We start from the raw sequence: 14,504 nt of genomic DNA, 5'->3' as shown, positions 1-14,504 counted from the left end.
TGCATCCAACTCGAAAAAAGCAAAGTTTAAAAATGTTAAAATTGCTATGATCTTAACGAATTTCTATCGACTAGCGGAGATAGATTTACAAATTTTTTCTTAAATTTCAGTTTTTACGAGTATTTTCATGAAATTGGCGCTATTTGATCTCGATCACACTTTGTTAAACACCGATTCGGATCATTCTTGGGGAGAGTTTTTGGTGAATGAGGGCTTGGTTGATCCAGTTCGCCATCGTGCCATGAACGATAAATTTTATGAAGATTACAAAGCAGGGCAACTCGACCCGATTGCTTATAATGAATTTGTGTTTGAATTTTTAACTCAACATGACAATACCTACCTCACTGAACTGCATGAGTTATTCATGCAAAAAGTGATTCGCCCGCAAATGCGTCCTGATGGTTTTCAAGCCATTCAACGTCACAAAGAGGCAGGGCATGCTTTGGTTGGGATCACGGCCACTTCAGACTTTATTACCGCTCCAATTTTTCGCGAGTTTGGGATTAGCGAAATCATTGCAACCAATGCTGAAGTGGTTGATGGCAAATATACGGGCAAAGTGATCAATACGCCGTGCTACCAAAAAGGCAAATTGACGCGTTTAGATCAGTGGCTAGCAGGGCGTGATGTTACCGAGTCTTGGGCGTATTCGGACTCTATTAATGATCGTTTTTTACTTGAATACGCCGACCATGCGATAGCCGTTAATCCAGATGATCGTTTGGAAGCATTGGCTAAAGATCAGGCATGGGAAATCCAAGACTGGTCCATTTAATTATTTATCTTTCGATATTGAAAAGGCTACTTTCGGGTCGTCTTTTTTATTGCAAAGACATTGAGTCAGTCAATTTCATTGAAAGCAAATCTATTGATAAAATATTGTGGTGATGGGACGACAAATCTTGGAAAACTAACTAAATATGCTATGTTAAAACTTGGCTAAAGCTATTTTGACTATGTAAAAATTAGAACAGTATCGTGGAGAATAACATGAGTGTACGACCAAGAATGACCCATCTGTTTGAGCAACTCGGTTTAGATGCAAATGAAGATGCGATTGCCTTATTTATTGTAACGCATCAGCTTAATGCGCAAACCATGATTGTTGATGCGGAATATTGGACTGAAGCGCAACGTCAGTTTTTGGCAGAAAAAATTAAATCGGATGGTGAGTGGGCAATTATTGTGGATCAACTCAATGAATCTTTACATGAAGATTCATTGATTAAAAAATAAGTGATATTTTTGGGGCGATGCTGAAAAGCTTTGCCCCCATTTCTTCAATAAAACTTAGATTAGCATTTGAAGTGCAACACCATGTTGTTGCCATAATACCTGACTCGGACTTTTAAAGCTGAGTCTTTTTCTTGGGCGATGATTCAAACGTTGAGTGATTTCTGAGATATATTCATCCGTATAGGCATTTAAATTACTGCCTTTTTTAATGTATTGTCTGATTAAACCATTTGTATTTTCATTCGTACCTCGTTGCCAAGCGCTATAAGGATCAGCAAAATACCAGTCTAGTTCTAATTCTTGAGCAACATACTTATGCAGACTAAACTCCTTACCATTATCTGCGGTAATAGTCTTTAGCTGATCTTTGATTGGCTTAAGAAGGCTGATGGTTGTTTGGCAAATTTCCTCTGCCTTGCGTGAGCTACACTTTTTCAGCCATAAATAACCTGTCTTCCGATCCACAATAGAGACCAATGATTGCTGATGGTTCTTACCAACAATCGTATCTATTTCCAGATCACCAAAGCGATTCCGCCGCTCAATCTCGATAGGTCTATCATGAATGCTTTTACGATTACTCAGCTGACCACGGGTTTCAGGAGAGCCGTATTTCCTCTTTCTTTGATTTCTGAAACGTAGGTGATGAAAGAGTGTACCGCCATTGTTTTTATCCTGTCGTATAAAGCGATAAATTGAATGCAAACTGACTGGAACATGAGAAGCAATCTGTTCAGGACTCCATTGAAGATCAAGATAAGAGATGACATGTGCCCACATTTCACAAGGGATTCTTTTAGGATTGGAGCAGTGACGTCTTCGAGCTACTTTATTGGCATGTTTAGCGAAATAGCCATTTCTAGCTCGATTACGTTTGATTTCTCTAGAAATGGTTGAAGGTGAACGATTCAGTCTCCAAGCGATATAACGTTTAGAAAAACCTTCACGTAACAATGTATAAATCTGATATCGTTCTTCTTGGGTAAGATGAGTATAGTTCATGATGCAACTTTGACTTTGGTCGGTCGGAAGCAAAATGCTAGCTCATCTTGCTTCTTTCCAATAATTTAATCTCTTTTGCACTTCATTTGAGAATCTAAGAAATAAAAAATAAGAAGCAATTTATGTCTTTAGATCAACAATCTTTTTCGTCGCCTCGTGTTTTAGAGAGTTGCGTTTCAGTCGATCAGCTCGAACTAGATCGTGCTGTATTTATCGGGGAGAAATATGCGTCGTACTATCAGGCTCAATTTGAAAAAATCACACCCAAGAAACAATATGCAGGATTTAATGTTGCGGCTTTTTTCTTGGGCGTAATTTGGTTGTTTTATCGGAAAATGTACAGTTATGGCTTTATGTCCATAGCTCTGATTGTGTTCATCGGGATTGTTGAAGCACTTTTGGGGATTGACAGTTCGGGGGCAAATATCGGCTTGGCTGTTGCATTTGGCATGCTGGGTAACACTTTGTATAAGCATCACGTCGATAAGCAGATTACTAAAATCCGCCAGTTCGGAAATGGCAATGTCGAAACAGAATTAGAAAATCGTGGTGGTACAAATCTCTTAGCCGGTGCGATTTTGTTAGCGATTTGGCTTGGACTGATTGCATTGGCTATAGGCGGTTCTTAAGTCACTCCTCGCACCAAATAAAAAAACCATCCTACAGGATGGTTTTTTTATTTGGTGCAGCGCTTATTTCATCATCGTAATCAGTTCTTGCACTGCACGCGACTGCGTTCGCCCAGGATGCCAAACCATACCCAATTGGCGGTTCATTTCAAATTTAATATTTAACTGTTGTAGGTCTTGATTGATCAAAGTCTTGGGAAGCACTGACCAGCCCAATCCAATAGATGCCAACATGCGAATTGATTCGAGTGGATTATTACTCATGCTAATTTTAGGTTTTAGCCCTTGTTTCTCAAATTCTGCCAGTGTGATTTGGCTGGTATAGGTTTGAGACGCAGGCAATAAGCTTGGGTACTGAATCAGATCTTCGAGTTTTAAGTTTTGCATTTGTGCCAGCGGATGAAAGGGCGCTGCTACAAAAACTAAGGGGTCTTCCCAAATGGTGACATATTGCAAACGCTCATCTAACTTCGGTGGAAGCGTCAAAAAAGCCAATTCTAAGTCACCCGCCAGTACTTTTTCATGCGCTTGCTCTGAGTCGACAAAGTGTACATCTAAAGTGACATTGGGAAAGGTTTGTACATATTCACGTAAATGATTGGGTAGGTGATGTAAACCAATATGGTGACTGGTGCCAATTTTAAGTTTGCCTTGAACCATGCCTTGTTCATGACTCAAGGTATGGTGAATGTCACCCAGTTCATTGAGCCAATTTTTGACTTTAGGCAGCAGTGAATGTGCGGCATGCGTGGCTTGTACACCACGACCTGCCGACTCAAACAGTTTCACACCAAAATATTCTTCTAAACTATGAATACGTTTGGTCACAGCAGGTTGCGTAATGAAGAGTTGATCTGCGGCTAAAGAAATAGAGCCGGTTTCCATGACTTTTACAAAAGCTTCGAAGGCTGCAAGATTCATAAGGATAATCTGGTTATGAAAGTATAATTGAATTATAAAATCATTTTATATGAATTGCGATCTTTAAAATAAAGCGGGTGTTATTTCATCTGCATTGAGATAAAAAAAGATCACTAAAAGTGATCTTTTTAAGTTAATGAGAGGAAATGGGGCTTAGGCAGGAATATTTTCTTCTGTGCTACGGCTTTTTCTTTCCCAAATTCGCTCATGGAAGAAGAAGGCAAAAGCTTGAACAGTCGGTTCTAGCAAACTTAAGGTAACCGCCATCCATAAGTTACCTGTGACCATATACGCAACTAACATAGCGACCGTAATATGCATGATGTAGTAGCTTAAAGTTTTTTTGAAGATGCGTTGATTTTTTGCTACAAATTTTTGAATGTTTGACATGATAAAAGTCCTCTCAATAACACTTTACATTTGTAAATAATAATTATTATCATTGGTGAAGTCAAAATGAAATTTTGATTGGTCTCGATTGAATTTTTGAATCAAGTGAAATAATGTGCTTCGTTTTATGTTTAACATTATAAAAAACAGAGATTAAGGCTTTTGCTTGAACCATCAATCCTTTTGTAAAAATACAAGTAGCTTCAAGTTATGCAAAGAATTAAGAGCGTTCATTCAGCATAAAATGGATGTTACTAGTGAATTTATGTCGGCAATGTCGAGCTGAGTTTGTTTTGTTGTTTGACTCTATTGGATTCTCAGCGCTACTTTTATGTCTAATTCAAGCATAAATAATTTTAAGCATTAACTGGGAGAAAATAAACGTTGGTTTAGGGTGGTTCAGTTGAGAAAAAGCACGGTATACAATGTGTTATGAGCTTAGGTAAAATCTGCTGAAAGCGTCTAAACTCGGTAGCAGAGCATGAACTTGAGTGATTTAAAAATAATTCCAAAAAGTTTTTAAATTAATAAAAATGATAAATTAGATTTATGTGAAATCACCGTTATAATCGTTTTTAATGAAAGAATTACCCAGTCCAGTGGAGTCAATCGACATGGCAGGCGAAAACCAACAAGCAACCCCCCAAATTCCAAAAACATTGTATGACAAATTGTGGGATGACCACTTAGTAAAACAGCGTGATGATGGCTCAGCTTTACTCTATATCGACCGTCATTTATTACATGAAGTGACGTCGCCACAAGCCTTTGAAGGTTTGCAACTTGCAGGCCGTAAGCCATGGCGTTTAAGTGCGAACGTGGCAACACCTGACCATAATGTTCCAACCTCAAGCAAAGAGCGATCAGAAGGTATTGCAGGCATTGAAGATGATACTTCACGCATTCAAGTCCAAACCTTAGACGACAACTGCAAAACTTTTAATGTAGTGCAGTTTGACATTAATGATGTGCGTCAAGGTATTGCACACGTGGTGGGACCTGAGCAAGGATTAACTTTACCAGGCATGACGGTGGTGTGTGGCGACTCTCATACAGCAACGCATGGCGCTTTTGGTTGCTTGGCACACGGGATTGGGACATCTGAAGTAGAGCATGTATTGGCAACCCAGTGCTTGGTTCAAAAGAAGATGAAAAACATGTTGGTGCGTGTTGATGGAAAATTAGGTCAAGGTGTCACTTCGAAAGATGTCGTTTTAGCCATCATCGGTAAAATTGGTACGGCAGGCGGGACAGGTCACGCGATCGAGTTCGGTGGTCAAGTCTTCCGCGATATGTCGATTGAAGGTCGTATGACGGTTTGTAATATGGCGATTGAAGGTGGCGCGCGTGTCGGTATGGTGGCTGTTGATGATAAAACCATTGACTATGTGAAAGGTCGTCCTTACGCACCACAAGGTGAACAGTGGGATGCAGCAGTGGCTTACTGGAATACTTTACATTCGGACGCAGACGCACATTTTGATACTGTGGTGGTATTACAAGGTGAAGAGATTGAACCACAAGTGTCTTGGGGGACCTCGCCTGAAATGGTGATTCCAGTTTCTCAAGCGGTGCCGACTTTGGAACAAGCCAAAGATGATGTACAGCGTAATGACTGGACGCGTGCTTATCAGTACATGGGTTTAACCGCAGGTCAGGCATTGGCAGACATTCAGTTAGACCGTGTTTTTATTGGTTCATGTACCAACTCGCGTATCGAAGACATTCGTGCAGCGGCGGAAGTTGCCAAAGGCAAAAAAGTGGCAAGTACCATTAAACAGGCGATGGTGGTCCCGGGTTCTGGTTTAGTGAAAGCTCAAGCTGAAGCGGAAGGCTTAGATAAAGTTTTGATTGAAGCGGGTTTTGAATGGCGTGAGCCAGGTTGTTCAATGTGCTTAGCCATGAATGCAGACAAATTACAACCTGGTGAGCACTGCGCATCGACCTCCAACCGTAACTTCGAAGGTCGTCAGGGCAATGGTGGTCGTACGCATTTGGTGAGTCCAGCGATGGCAGCGGCAGCAGCGATTGCAGGTCACTTTGTCGATGTGCGTTCATTTTAATTCGGGCTTGGGAGCATAGACATGAAAAAATATACCGTTGAACAGGGTATCGTTGCACCTTTAGACCGTGCCAATGTCGATACAGATTTGATCATTCCAAAACAGTTTTTGAAATCCATTAAGCGCACGGGTTTTGGTGAAAACTTATTTGATGAATTGCGTTATTTAGATGAAGGTTTTTTAGGACAAGATAATTCAAAACGTCCTAAAAACCCCGATTTTGCATTGAATCAGCCACGTTACCAAGGTGCTTCGATTTTGATTTCTCGCGCGAACTTTGGTTGCGGTTCTAGCCGTGAACATGCGCCGTGGGCATTGGAAGAATATGGTTTCCGTACCGTGATTGCACCGAGTTATGCAGACATTTTCTTTAACAACAGCTTCAAAAATGGCATGTTGCCTGTGATTTTGTCTGAAGAGATTGTTGACCAACTCTTCAAAGAATGTGCAGCAAATGAAGGCTATCAACTGACGATTGATTTGGATGCGCAAGAAGTGCGTACACCATCGGGTGAAGCTTTCAAATTTGAGGTAGATCCTTTCCGTAAGCATTGTTTGTTAAATGGCTTGGATGATATTGGTTTGACCTTACAAGCAGCAGATGAGATTCGTGCTTATGAAGAAAAGACCAAAGCATCACGTCCGTGGGTGTTTGCTGAAATTCATGCTTAATTGAAGAAACGATATAACTAGTGCTGCGGTTTATCTCTTGTTAATATCAGAGCAAAAGAATTTTAATCGTTTTGCTACTGGTAAAGGTTGGACTTGAACAATGGTGACGAGTTATGGTCGTATCGCTCTACTTGCTTTGATAGGCACATTAACTGCCTGTCAAAGCATGAATACGGCAAGTATAAAGCGTATTCATGAAACCCCAGCAAGTAAAAACAATGCACAAATTTATTGTACAGGTACAGTGAACTGTGAGTTTGAGCGATTGAATAAAATCAAAATCGTCAATGCAGACAATCACCGTGTGAGCCGTGATGCAATTCGAGAACAAATTGTTCGTTTGAAGCGAGATGATTTGAATGATGCAAATTCACTGTTTTTGTCGGTGCCTGCTGGGCAGCATGAACTGGTCATTCGCTTCTATCCAGTCTCAGCAGACCGAGCAGAAACCTTACATGTGATTCATCGCTTTAAGCCTGCTGAACGTTATACTTTTAGAATGTTTCGTGCGCGCAGTCGACATCAGGGAAGTTTATTGAATATGTCTGCACCTGACCCTTTATGTGTCGATTTAAAGCAAAACCAAAGAACAATTCGTCGTTTTTGCAAACCGTACAATGTCCTAAATGGCTTGGGTGAGTTTGTAGAACAAAAACTTTAATCGTGTGAGTTAAAACTCACCAACAATGGAATTTTTCATGTCTAAACATATTTTGATTTTGGCGGGTGATGGCATTGGTCCTGAAATTGTAAAAGCCGCAGAACAAGTGCTTACACGAGTAAACGATCAATTCAATTTAGGTTTAACGTGGGAACAAGGTTTACTGGGTGGCGCTGCGATTGACGCACATGGTTCACCTTATCCAGAGGTAACTGCAGCACAAGCCAAAAATGCAGATGCGATTTTACTTGGTGCAGTTGGCGGACCAAAATGGGACAACATTGAACGCTCAATTCGTCCAGAACGTGGTTTATTAAAAATTCGTAGTGAGCTCAATTTATTCGCAAACTTGCGCCCAGCGATTTTGTATCCGCAATTGGCAGATGCATCAAGTTTAAAGCCTGAAATTGTTGCAGGCTTGGACATTTTAATCGTTCGTGAATTGACTGGTGGCATCTACTTTGGTCAACCACGTGGTATTCGTGAACTGGAAAATGGCGAAAAACAAGGTTTTAACACTGACGTTTATGCTGAGTCTGAAATTAAGCGTATTGCCAAAGTCGCATTTGAACTTGCAGGCTTACGTGGCGGTAAAGTGTGCTCTGTAGACAAAGCCAATGTACTTGAAGTGACAGAGCTTTGGAAGCAAACCGTAACAGCCATGAAAGAAGCAGATTATCCAAACATTAACTTGTCGCATATGTATGTAGATAATGCAGCAATGCAACTGGTTCGTGCACCAAAACAGTTTGATGTGATTGTGACAGGTAACTTATTTGGTGACATTTTGTCTGACGAAGCAGCAATGTTAACGGGTTCGATTGGCATGCTTCCGTCGGCATCTTTGGATGAAAGTGGCAAAGGTATGTATGAACCATGCCATGGTTCTGCACCAGATATCGCAGGTCAAAACGTTGCTAACCCATTGGCGACCATTCTGTCTGTTGCAATGATGCTACGCTATACTTTCCGTGAAGAAGCTGCTGCAAAAGCGATTGAGGATGCGGTAGGAAGTGTGTTGGATCAAGGTTTACGTACTGCTGACATTATGTCTGAAGGCATGAGCAAAGTGGGTACTGCGGAAATGGGGCAGGCGGTTGTGGCTGCACTGAACTAAGTTAGATACACTGGAAAACGCAGCCATTCGCTGCGTTTTTTTTCCCAAGATTTAATAACCTTTACAGGCTTTGCCTTGGTATTGAACAGATTGGGCAATATTGTCTTTTAATAAGAAATGAACTTGGCATTCTAACTGTACATCATAATATGGGGTTGCTGTTGGAATAGGAATCGCGCCGACACTGCTGTCGCTTCGCATAGTGGGCATAGGGGTTGGAATTTGAATCCGTCTGACGATGGTGTAACTCAGTTGGTTTGATGTTTGAATTGGTGATCCTAAGGTTTCATAACCGAGTCTGTGTAAGTTGAGCTGACGCCGTATGCTCGATACATCTTGGCCGATATATTGATCTAAATAGTCGGGGAGCGCAATTTTAGTGGGTGAAATGACGGTGTGATTTTGCGCTGGAGCGCTGCTACAAGCTTGAAGTAGTAGAAAGCAGATGGAACTCAAGGAACTGACAATAAAGGGCTTCATGATTATCCCCTAAGCAGAGAGACATCCTTTTAGTATTCTATATCTGGATATTCGTTTGAGTATGGTTCGAGTAATTTGAGATAAACGGTATGTAGGTGGCTCAACATAACACAGCCGTTAACACGCTTTACCGATGTAGTGAATAGATTCCACAAGATCATCATGCAGTCTGAACTCAATTTTACATTTCATTTCAATATTCAGGCTACCGCTAGAAGGTGTTGGAATGGGCGCACCCATAGTGACACTGGTTCCAAGGTTGGGTGTTCCCATCGGAATAGGCATATTGCGTAATAGGGTGTAGGTCAGTTTCTCGGGTGTATGTACAGGAGCACCGAGAACTTTATAACCCATGCTATTGAGGTTGAGTTGGTTTTGAACTTGATCTGAAGATTGTCCGATATAGTGTTGTAAGGTTTGGTTGAGCTGAGTTTGGTTGGTTGTGGCACAGGCAACACATAGCATGGGGAACAGTAAAATTGCGAGCTTCATTAAAGTCGTCTTCATTATTGTTTTGGTGTATTTAGTTGTTATCGCATTTAATTATAGTTTGATTATTGGTTTAAATATAGTCGATGTATAACGTTTAGTCTAAGCGCAGACATTAAAAAAGCCACTTGAAAAGTGGCTTTTTTGCTTCGCTAAAACTTAGCGCGCACGATAAGTGATACGACCCTTAGACAAATCATAAGGTGTCATTTCTACTTTAACACTGTCGCCAGTCAAAATACGAATATAGTGTTTACGCATTTTACCAGAGATGTGAGCAATCACTTCATGACCGTTTTCTAAACGTACACGAAACATAGTATTAGGAAGCGTCTCGGTGACAACGCCTTCGAACTCGATGAGTTCCTCTTTATTGGCCATAGCCTACCTGAATGAATAAATTGGAAAGGCGCAAATTATAGTCAATTTTTTTGCATAAAACAAGGCGGAATGGGCGGTTGCATGATCATCTGTCAGTAAAATAAGCGAACAAGAGTAATAAAGATTTTCAACAAAAAAACTGCATAAGTTGTTGTCAGTTTGGTCAATCGAAGTTAATCTAATTTTAATGTTTTATGTATAAATGAAGAACATACAAGGAAGGTTCTAGCGTGGGTCAGCTAACGGATGCATCGGTTGTATTGCGATTAGGCTACCAAGCGATTCGTCGTTCAGGGTTGCCAACAGAAGAAATTTTAACAAAGGCGGGTGTGGCTTTAAACCAAGTTGAAACCAATGACCGTACGCCTTTGAACGCTCAATATGCTTTTTGGGTGGCGGCTGAAGAGGTGAGCCGCGATCCTGATATCGGTCTACATTTGGGAGAAAATCTACCTTTATACCGTGGTCAAGTAATTGAACATTTATTTATTTCATCTGAAAATTTTGGTGAAGGTTTAAAGCGTGCATTGGCTTATCAACGTCTGATTAGTGATGCGTTTCATGCCAAATTGGTGATTGAGGATGACCGGTGTTATTTGACTAACGGTGAACAGCCTTGGGCTGAAAATTTAGTCAATCGACATTTTTCTGAATGTGCAATGTCAGGTATCTTGCGTTTCTTTAAATTCATTACGGAAGGGCGTTTTGAGCCGATCTATATTGATTTTAATTTCACGAAAGGCGCATCCGATGATGAGTATTTTCGGGTGTATGAATGCCCAGTAAGTTTGGGGCAAAAAGAAACGCGTTTATATTTTGATCCAAGTATTTTGGCTTATCCCTTGTGGCAGGCAGAGCCCGAACTGTTGCAACTGCATGAGCAGTTAGCGATTGAAAAACTTCAAGAATTAGCACGTTATGACTTGGTTGGTGAAGTGCGTCGAGCCATTGGTTCAACTCTTGAGAGCGGGGAGACCACATTGGAAACGGTGGCTTCTCAGCTCAGTATTACCCCAAGGCGTTTACGGACTCAGCTTTCTGAAGCCAATACTAGCTTTCAACAGATTTTGTCCGATTACCGTTGTCGTTTGGCGAAAAAGCTCTTGGCCAATACGGCTGAAAGTGTAGAACGTATTGTATATTTGACTGGTTTTTCAGAGCCAAGTACCTTTTATCGTGCGTTTAAACGCTGGACCAATGAAACCCCAGTGGAATATCGCAAGCGGAAGCAGCGTTAAACAATTCTTCCTAAGCTCCCTTTTATCAAGGGAGGAGTCTCATGTCCTTTGAAAAAGGAGCGACTAGGGAGAGATTGAAAAATAAATTATTCTGGCATATTCAGCCAATGCGGTCCAAGGGGCTGTTTAGGTAATTCAAACTGTGCTGGATAGTCGGCATGAATAAAATATAGTCCATCAGGAGGCGCAGTAATGCCAGCAGCTTTACGGTCTTCTGCTGCGAAAATAGCCTCAATATGTTCGACTTCATACATACCTTGCCCGATTTCTAGTAAGCAGCCCATGATATTGCGGACCATATGGTGTAAGAAGCCATCAGCCTGAATGTCGAGCACTAGATATGGACCATGTTGAATTAAGCGACAATGGCTCACATGGCGTACAGGTTGATTAGACTGGCATGCTGCAGCACGAAAGCTTTCAAAGTTATGCGTGCCTTCAAACTTTTGCGCAGCTTGCATCATCTTCGCCACATCTAGTGCATAATAAGCATGCGTGACTTGTTTATGCATCAGGGCAGGTCGCTGCGGATGGTTATAGACCACATAACGATAACGACGTGCTTGTGCTTTAAAGCGCGCATGAAAGTCTTGATCCATCGCTTTGATCCATTGGATCGAGATATCTTTGGGGAGTTGGCTATTGCTGCCCATTAGCCAACCACGTTCGGAGCGAAGCGCGGAGCTATCAAAATGCGCCACCATATTGGTTGCATGAACGCCAGCATCGGTACGGCCTGCACCATGTAGGCTAATTGGTTCATTGGCAATTTTCGAAAGTACCTTTTCAATCGTCTCTTGTACGCTGATCACGCCAGTTTGCTGAGTTTGCCAGCCACGATAATGTGTCCCACAAAATTCAATGCCGATTGCAAAACGTTGCATATGTACCTCAAATTAACCCAAATCATGCCAATGGCTGAAACGTTCTTCAGCGGTGGGGTATTGTAAATACATTTTGAGGGCTTTGGCATACAGATCTGCATGCCCGAGGCAATCACTGACAATTATTTTGGCTTGGGTTGTCCACGCGGCAACGGCATAGCGCTGATCAGTGCGGCCGAAAGGAACTTGGGTGCTTAAGATAACAACACAGCCTTGTGCGTAAAGGTCATCGAAAAGCGCAGTCAACTCGGCATTCACGGCTAAATTACCCGTCCCAAAACCTTGTAGAATGAGAAAGTGGGGTGGGGCCGCTAAGAGGTTTCTTAAGTTCTGCATTTGCTGTTCTAAGCCAACAGGTTGCATCATTAGATTAAGACAGTTGAACTGTTGTGATTGTTCTACATCACGTGTTTGTACAATATGTGCTTTTAAATTGTACGAAATAGATTGTTCAGCAGGCAGACCACTAAAGGCATCTAGTTCAGTGGTGTGTCGTTTTATAGCGGTTTGGGCATGAAACAAATGTTGATGAAATGCTAAATAAACACCGATAGGGTATTTCACTACGGCATCTAAGGCAAAATTCAAATTGTTGATGGCATCACTAAATTCACGGGTGTCAGTTCCTTGTACATTGAGTAATGGGTACTGACTACCTGTGAAAATCACACGAGCTGAGTCAGCGATAAAGTGTGCTGCCACGGCACTGGCATAGCTCAAGGTGTCTGTGCCGTGAATCACGACAAAATGTTGGAACTGCTGCAACTGTAAGTGCTGGATCTGTTGAATCAACAATAACCAATCAGCGGCTGTGCATGCACTACTGTCCTTAATGACAGGTGCAACAAAACATTCTATGTCGAGATGAATCGGCAAGACATGGGTAAGTTTGGGAATAAAGTCTTCGGCAGGCATGGGTTGTAAAGGTTCACCAATACAGCCAAAGGTTCCACCCATATAAATAAGCGCAATTTTTTTCATTATAAAAAAAGCAGTCGGTGATGACTGCTTTAGTTTAAAACGAAATGACTTAGGATGCTATGCGACCTAGCAATTGTTCAGCTTGATCTCGTTGTTCAACGCTGTAGTTTGCTTCTTGTTCAGCCAGAATTTCACGTGCAGCTTCAAAAGCACCCAATTGAATATATTGCTCAGCTAACTCAAAGTTTAAGAGGATTTCGTTAACTTCGCTTAGTTGAGGGAAAGATTGTACCAGAGGATCACTTTCAGTCTTATGGGTAGGTATCGTAGACTCAAGACTAAAACTGAGGCTTGGCGTAATAACTGCAGGTGTTTCGTCTACTATTGCTGCATTTGGGCTAACAGTGTCGAAAGAAACAGGAGAAATATCTGTTGTCGCTTCAGTTGTGGGTTGGTTTGAAAAATCAAATGTAAATTCAGGACGCTCATCTGGTGTCACAATCAACGAAGTTTCAGCTTCAGTTGTTGTAGAAGGCGCATCGAGATTGAACGAAAAATCTAAAGGTTTGATATCTTCTGTAGGAAGTTCCGTTTGAGCAGGGGTGGGGTCCAATGACAACGAACCAAAATCAAGGGGCTTAATTTCCCCAATTGGTTGAGATGGTTCAGTTGCTATGGTGCTTAGGCTGGAAGTATCAAATTCTAAAGTAGGTACTTCAATACGTGTTTCTGGTTCGGGTTGAGTTGTTGTGGTTGTGAATGCTGAGGTATCAAAATCTAGTGGTTTAATGTCTTGAACTGGTTCAACAGTAATACTTTGTACCGGAGGTACTGTTGTGCTGTCTGATGACATTAGCGCATCGAAATCAGCAGTATTTGGTGTTTCTACAGGTTTTGGTGCAGGTGGTGCAATTTCAGTTGGTTTAAACTCGATCGTGTCACGGCTATTTTGATGTAATTGGTCGTAATCCGATTTTTTGGATTCTGCTTGCGCTAAAATATCATCGAGCTCTAAAGAACGTAAATGATTCAGCAATTGGCTAATTGCAAATTCATCTTTTTGTAGTAAGTGAATATCCAATAGCAGTAAATATAATTCGTGTTGTGAATTGTCTTTATTTAATGCTTGGTTAATCTGCGCTTCAGCTGAAAAGAAATTGCGATCACGAATTTGCCCTTCAATTTTATTGCGGAGATCGGTTGCAAGAGGTGTTGTGGCTTTTTTAGTGACCACATCTTCAACGACTTGAGTTTGTTGAGGTGTTTTTTTAGACGGGCTAGTTTTTTTGGCTTTATTTTTTGCAGCCACTGCTTTTTGAGTTTTTGGCTCTGCTTCTTTACTCGCCTCACGCTTTTTTAAGACTATGGCAACAACCAATAGTAAGATAAATGGAATCACATAAATCAGCATGTTTTA

The 14,504-nt window shown here is 41.3% G+C and carries 17 protein-coding genes; 8 read left to right on the top strand and 9 right to left on the bottom strand.

What is annotated here, in order from left to right; translation table 11 throughout:
* The first annotated feature begins 127 nt into the window (after positions 1–127).
* Complete coding sequence (locus ACZ8ZH_RS15470; protein ID WP_119064063.1) at positions 128–778, top strand: HAD family hydrolase; 651 nt, start codon at positions 128–130, stop codon at positions 776–778.
* A gap of 215 nt (positions 779–993) precedes the next feature.
* Positions 994–1,239, top strand: coding sequence for a DUF2789 family protein (locus ACZ8ZH_RS15465; RefSeq protein ID WP_086210002.1), 246 nt, complete (start codon positions 994–996; stop codon positions 1,237–1,239).
* Positions 1,240–1,293: 54 nt separating this feature from the next.
* Here ACZ8ZH_RS15465 and ACZ8ZH_RS15460 read toward each other — a convergent pair whose 3' ends face one another.
* Entirely contained in the window at positions 1,294–2,241 is a 948-nt protein-coding gene (locus ACZ8ZH_RS15460) for an IS30 family transposase (protein ID WP_119065102.1), read from the bottom strand.
* 122 nt (positions 2,242–2,363) lie between these two features.
* Here ACZ8ZH_RS15460 and ACZ8ZH_RS15455 point away from each other — a divergent pair, with 122 nt between their 5' ends.
* Positions 2,364–2,870, top strand: a complete 507-nt coding sequence (locus ACZ8ZH_RS15455; RefSeq protein WP_119064631.1) for a DUF2628 domain-containing protein — start codon at positions 2,364–2,366, stop codon at positions 2,868–2,870.
* Positions 2,871–2,933: 63 nt separating this feature from the next.
* Here the strand turns inward: ACZ8ZH_RS15455 and ACZ8ZH_RS15450 are convergent, their stop codons facing one another.
* Positions 2,934–3,791, bottom strand: a complete 858-nt coding sequence (locus ACZ8ZH_RS15450; RefSeq protein WP_086210000.1) for a LysR family transcriptional regulator — start codon at positions 3,789–3,791, stop codon at positions 2,934–2,936.
* 153 nt (positions 3,792–3,944) lie between these two features.
* The gene (locus ACZ8ZH_RS15445; RefSeq protein WP_119064629.1) at positions 3,945–4,181 is read right to left on the bottom strand and encodes a DUF2061 domain-containing protein; all 237 of its coding nucleotides are present in this window, start codon (positions 4,179–4,181) and stop codon (positions 3,945–3,947) included.
* Between the two features lie 614 nt (positions 4,182–4,795).
* Between ACZ8ZH_RS15445 and leuC the strand changes: the two genes are divergently transcribed.
* The 4 genes from leuC (at position 4,796) to leuB (ending at position 8,694) form a co-directional block, all read left to right on the top strand.
* Positions 4,796–6,244, top strand: a complete 1,449-nt coding sequence (gene leuC / locus ACZ8ZH_RS15440; protein WP_119064627.1) for a 3-isopropylmalate dehydratase large subunit — start codon at positions 4,796–4,798, stop codon at positions 6,242–6,244.
* A 21-nt stretch (positions 6,245–6,265) separates the two neighbouring features.
* Complete coding sequence (leuD, locus tag ACZ8ZH_RS15435; protein ID WP_119064625.1) at positions 6,266–6,916, top strand: 3-isopropylmalate dehydratase small subunit; 651 nt, start codon at positions 6,266–6,268, stop codon at positions 6,914–6,916.
* 100 nt (positions 6,917–7,016) lie between these two features.
* Positions 7,017–7,577 (top strand): hypothetical protein, encoded by a 561-nt coding sequence (locus ACZ8ZH_RS15430; protein ID WP_086209996.1) that lies wholly within the window; start codon positions 7,017–7,019, stop codon positions 7,575–7,577.
* A gap of 37 nt (positions 7,578–7,614) precedes the next feature.
* Positions 7,615–8,694: a 3-isopropylmalate dehydrogenase gene (leuB, locus tag ACZ8ZH_RS15425; protein ID WP_119064624.1), complete on the top strand. Its 1,080-nt coding sequence runs from the start codon at positions 7,615–7,617 to the stop codon at positions 8,692–8,694.
* Between the two features lie 51 nt (positions 8,695–8,745).
* Here leuB and ACZ8ZH_RS15420 read toward each other — a convergent pair whose 3' ends face one another.
* The 3 genes from ACZ8ZH_RS15420 to infA form a co-directional block, all read right to left on the bottom strand.
* Entirely contained in the window at positions 8,746–9,174 is a 429-nt protein-coding gene (locus tag ACZ8ZH_RS15420; RefSeq protein ID WP_119064622.1) for a hypothetical protein, read from the bottom strand.
* A gap of 117 nt (positions 9,175–9,291) precedes the next feature.
* Entirely contained in the window at positions 9,292–9,666 is a 375-nt protein-coding gene (locus ACZ8ZH_RS15415; protein ID WP_228147005.1) for a hypothetical protein, read from the bottom strand.
* A gap of 156 nt (positions 9,667–9,822) precedes the next feature.
* Positions 9,823–10,044: a translation initiation factor IF-1 gene (infA, locus tag ACZ8ZH_RS15410; RefSeq protein ID WP_004692529.1), complete on the bottom strand. Its 222-nt coding sequence runs from the start codon at positions 10,042–10,044 to the stop codon at positions 9,823–9,825.
* 230 nt (positions 10,045–10,274) lie between these two features.
* On the opposite strand from infA, the gene ACZ8ZH_RS15405 reads away from it, so the two are divergent.
* On the top strand, positions 10,275–11,282 hold the full coding sequence (locus tag ACZ8ZH_RS15405; protein ID WP_086209992.1) for an AraC family transcriptional regulator: 1,008 nt from the start codon (positions 10,275–10,277) through the stop codon (positions 11,280–11,282).
* Positions 11,283–11,368: 86 nt separating this feature from the next.
* On the opposite strand, the gene truA is transcribed toward ACZ8ZH_RS15405, so the two are convergent.
* The 3 genes from truA to ACZ8ZH_RS15390 are packed head-to-tail and all read right to left on the bottom strand — an operon-like array spanning position 11,369 to position 14,498.
* On the bottom strand, positions 11,369–12,166 hold the full coding sequence (truA, locus tag ACZ8ZH_RS15400; protein ID WP_005400860.1) for a tRNA pseudouridine(38-40) synthase TruA: 798 nt from the start codon (positions 12,164–12,166) through the stop codon (positions 11,369–11,371).
* Between the two features lie 12 nt (positions 12,167–12,178).
* Positions 12,179–13,147, bottom strand: a complete 969-nt coding sequence (locus ACZ8ZH_RS15395; RefSeq protein WP_119064620.1) for an asparaginase domain-containing protein — start codon at positions 13,145–13,147, stop codon at positions 12,179–12,181.
* A gap of 49 nt (positions 13,148–13,196) precedes the next feature.
* The gene (locus ACZ8ZH_RS15390; RefSeq protein WP_119064618.1) at positions 13,197–14,498 is read right to left on the bottom strand and encodes a hypothetical protein; all 1,302 of its coding nucleotides are present in this window, start codon (positions 14,496–14,498) and stop codon (positions 13,197–13,199) included.
* Between the last annotated feature and the right edge of the window lie 6 nt (positions 14,499–14,504).

The organism is Acinetobacter sp. SW-226 (genome assembly GCF_055632855.1).
The sequence above is the reverse complement of the archived record's forward strand: the minus strand, read 5'-3'. Positions and strand labels throughout refer to the sequence as shown.

What these genes read in the sequence shown, in the direction of transcription:
- ACZ8ZH_RS15470 (WP_119064063.1), top strand. Translation starts at nt 128, where the DNA reads ATGAAATTGGCGCTATTTGATCTCGATCACACTTTGTTAAACACCGAT.
- ACZ8ZH_RS15465 (WP_086210002.1), top strand. Translation starts at nt 994, where the DNA reads ATGAGTGTACGACCAAGAATGACCCATCTGTTTGAGCAACTCGGTTTA.
- ACZ8ZH_RS15460 (WP_119065102.1), bottom strand. Translation starts at nt 2,241, where the DNA reads ATGAACTATACTCATCTTACCCAAGAAGAACGATATCAGATTTATACA.
- ACZ8ZH_RS15455 (WP_119064631.1), top strand. Translation starts at nt 2,364, where the DNA reads ATGTCTTTAGATCAACAATCTTTTTCGTCGCCTCGTGTTTTAGAGAGT.
- ACZ8ZH_RS15450 (WP_086210000.1), bottom strand. Translation starts at nt 3,791, where the DNA reads ATGAATCTTGCAGCCTTCGAAGCTTTTGTAAAAGTCATGGAAACCGGC.
- ACZ8ZH_RS15445 (WP_119064629.1), bottom strand. Translation starts at nt 4,181, where the DNA reads ATGTCAAACATTCAAAAATTTGTAGCAAAAAATCAACGCATCTTCAAA.
- leuC (WP_119064627.1), top strand. Translation starts at nt 4,796, where the DNA reads ATGGCAGGCGAAAACCAACAAGCAACCCCCCAAATTCCAAAAACATTG.
- leuD (WP_119064625.1), top strand. Translation starts at nt 6,266, where the DNA reads ATGAAAAAATATACCGTTGAACAGGGTATCGTTGCACCTTTAGACCGT.
- ACZ8ZH_RS15430 (WP_086209996.1), top strand. Translation starts at nt 7,017, where the DNA reads ATGGTGACGAGTTATGGTCGTATCGCTCTACTTGCTTTGATAGGCACA.
- leuB (WP_119064624.1), top strand. Translation starts at nt 7,615, where the DNA reads ATGTCTAAACATATTTTGATTTTGGCGGGTGATGGCATTGGTCCTGAA.
- ACZ8ZH_RS15420 (WP_119064622.1), bottom strand. Translation starts at nt 9,174, where the DNA reads ATGAAGCCCTTTATTGTCAGTTCCTTGAGTTCCATCTGCTTTCTACTA.
- ACZ8ZH_RS15415 (WP_228147005.1), bottom strand. Translation starts at nt 9,666, where the DNA reads ATGAAGCTCGCAATTTTACTGTTCCCCATGCTATGTGTTGCCTGTGCC.
- infA (WP_004692529.1), bottom strand. Translation starts at nt 10,044, where the DNA reads ATGGCCAATAAAGAGGAACTCATCGAGTTCGAAGGCGTTGTCACCGAG.
- truA (WP_005400860.1), bottom strand. Translation starts at nt 12,166, where the DNA reads ATGCAACGTTTTGCAATCGGCATTGAATTTTGTGGGACACATTATCGT.
- ACZ8ZH_RS15395 (WP_119064620.1), bottom strand. Translation starts at nt 13,147, where the DNA reads ATGAAAAAAATTGCGCTTATTTATATGGGTGGAACCTTTGGCTGTATT.
- ACZ8ZH_RS15390 (WP_119064618.1), bottom strand. Translation starts at nt 14,498, where the DNA reads ATGCTGATTTATGTGATTCCATTTATCTTACTATTGGTTGTTGCCATA.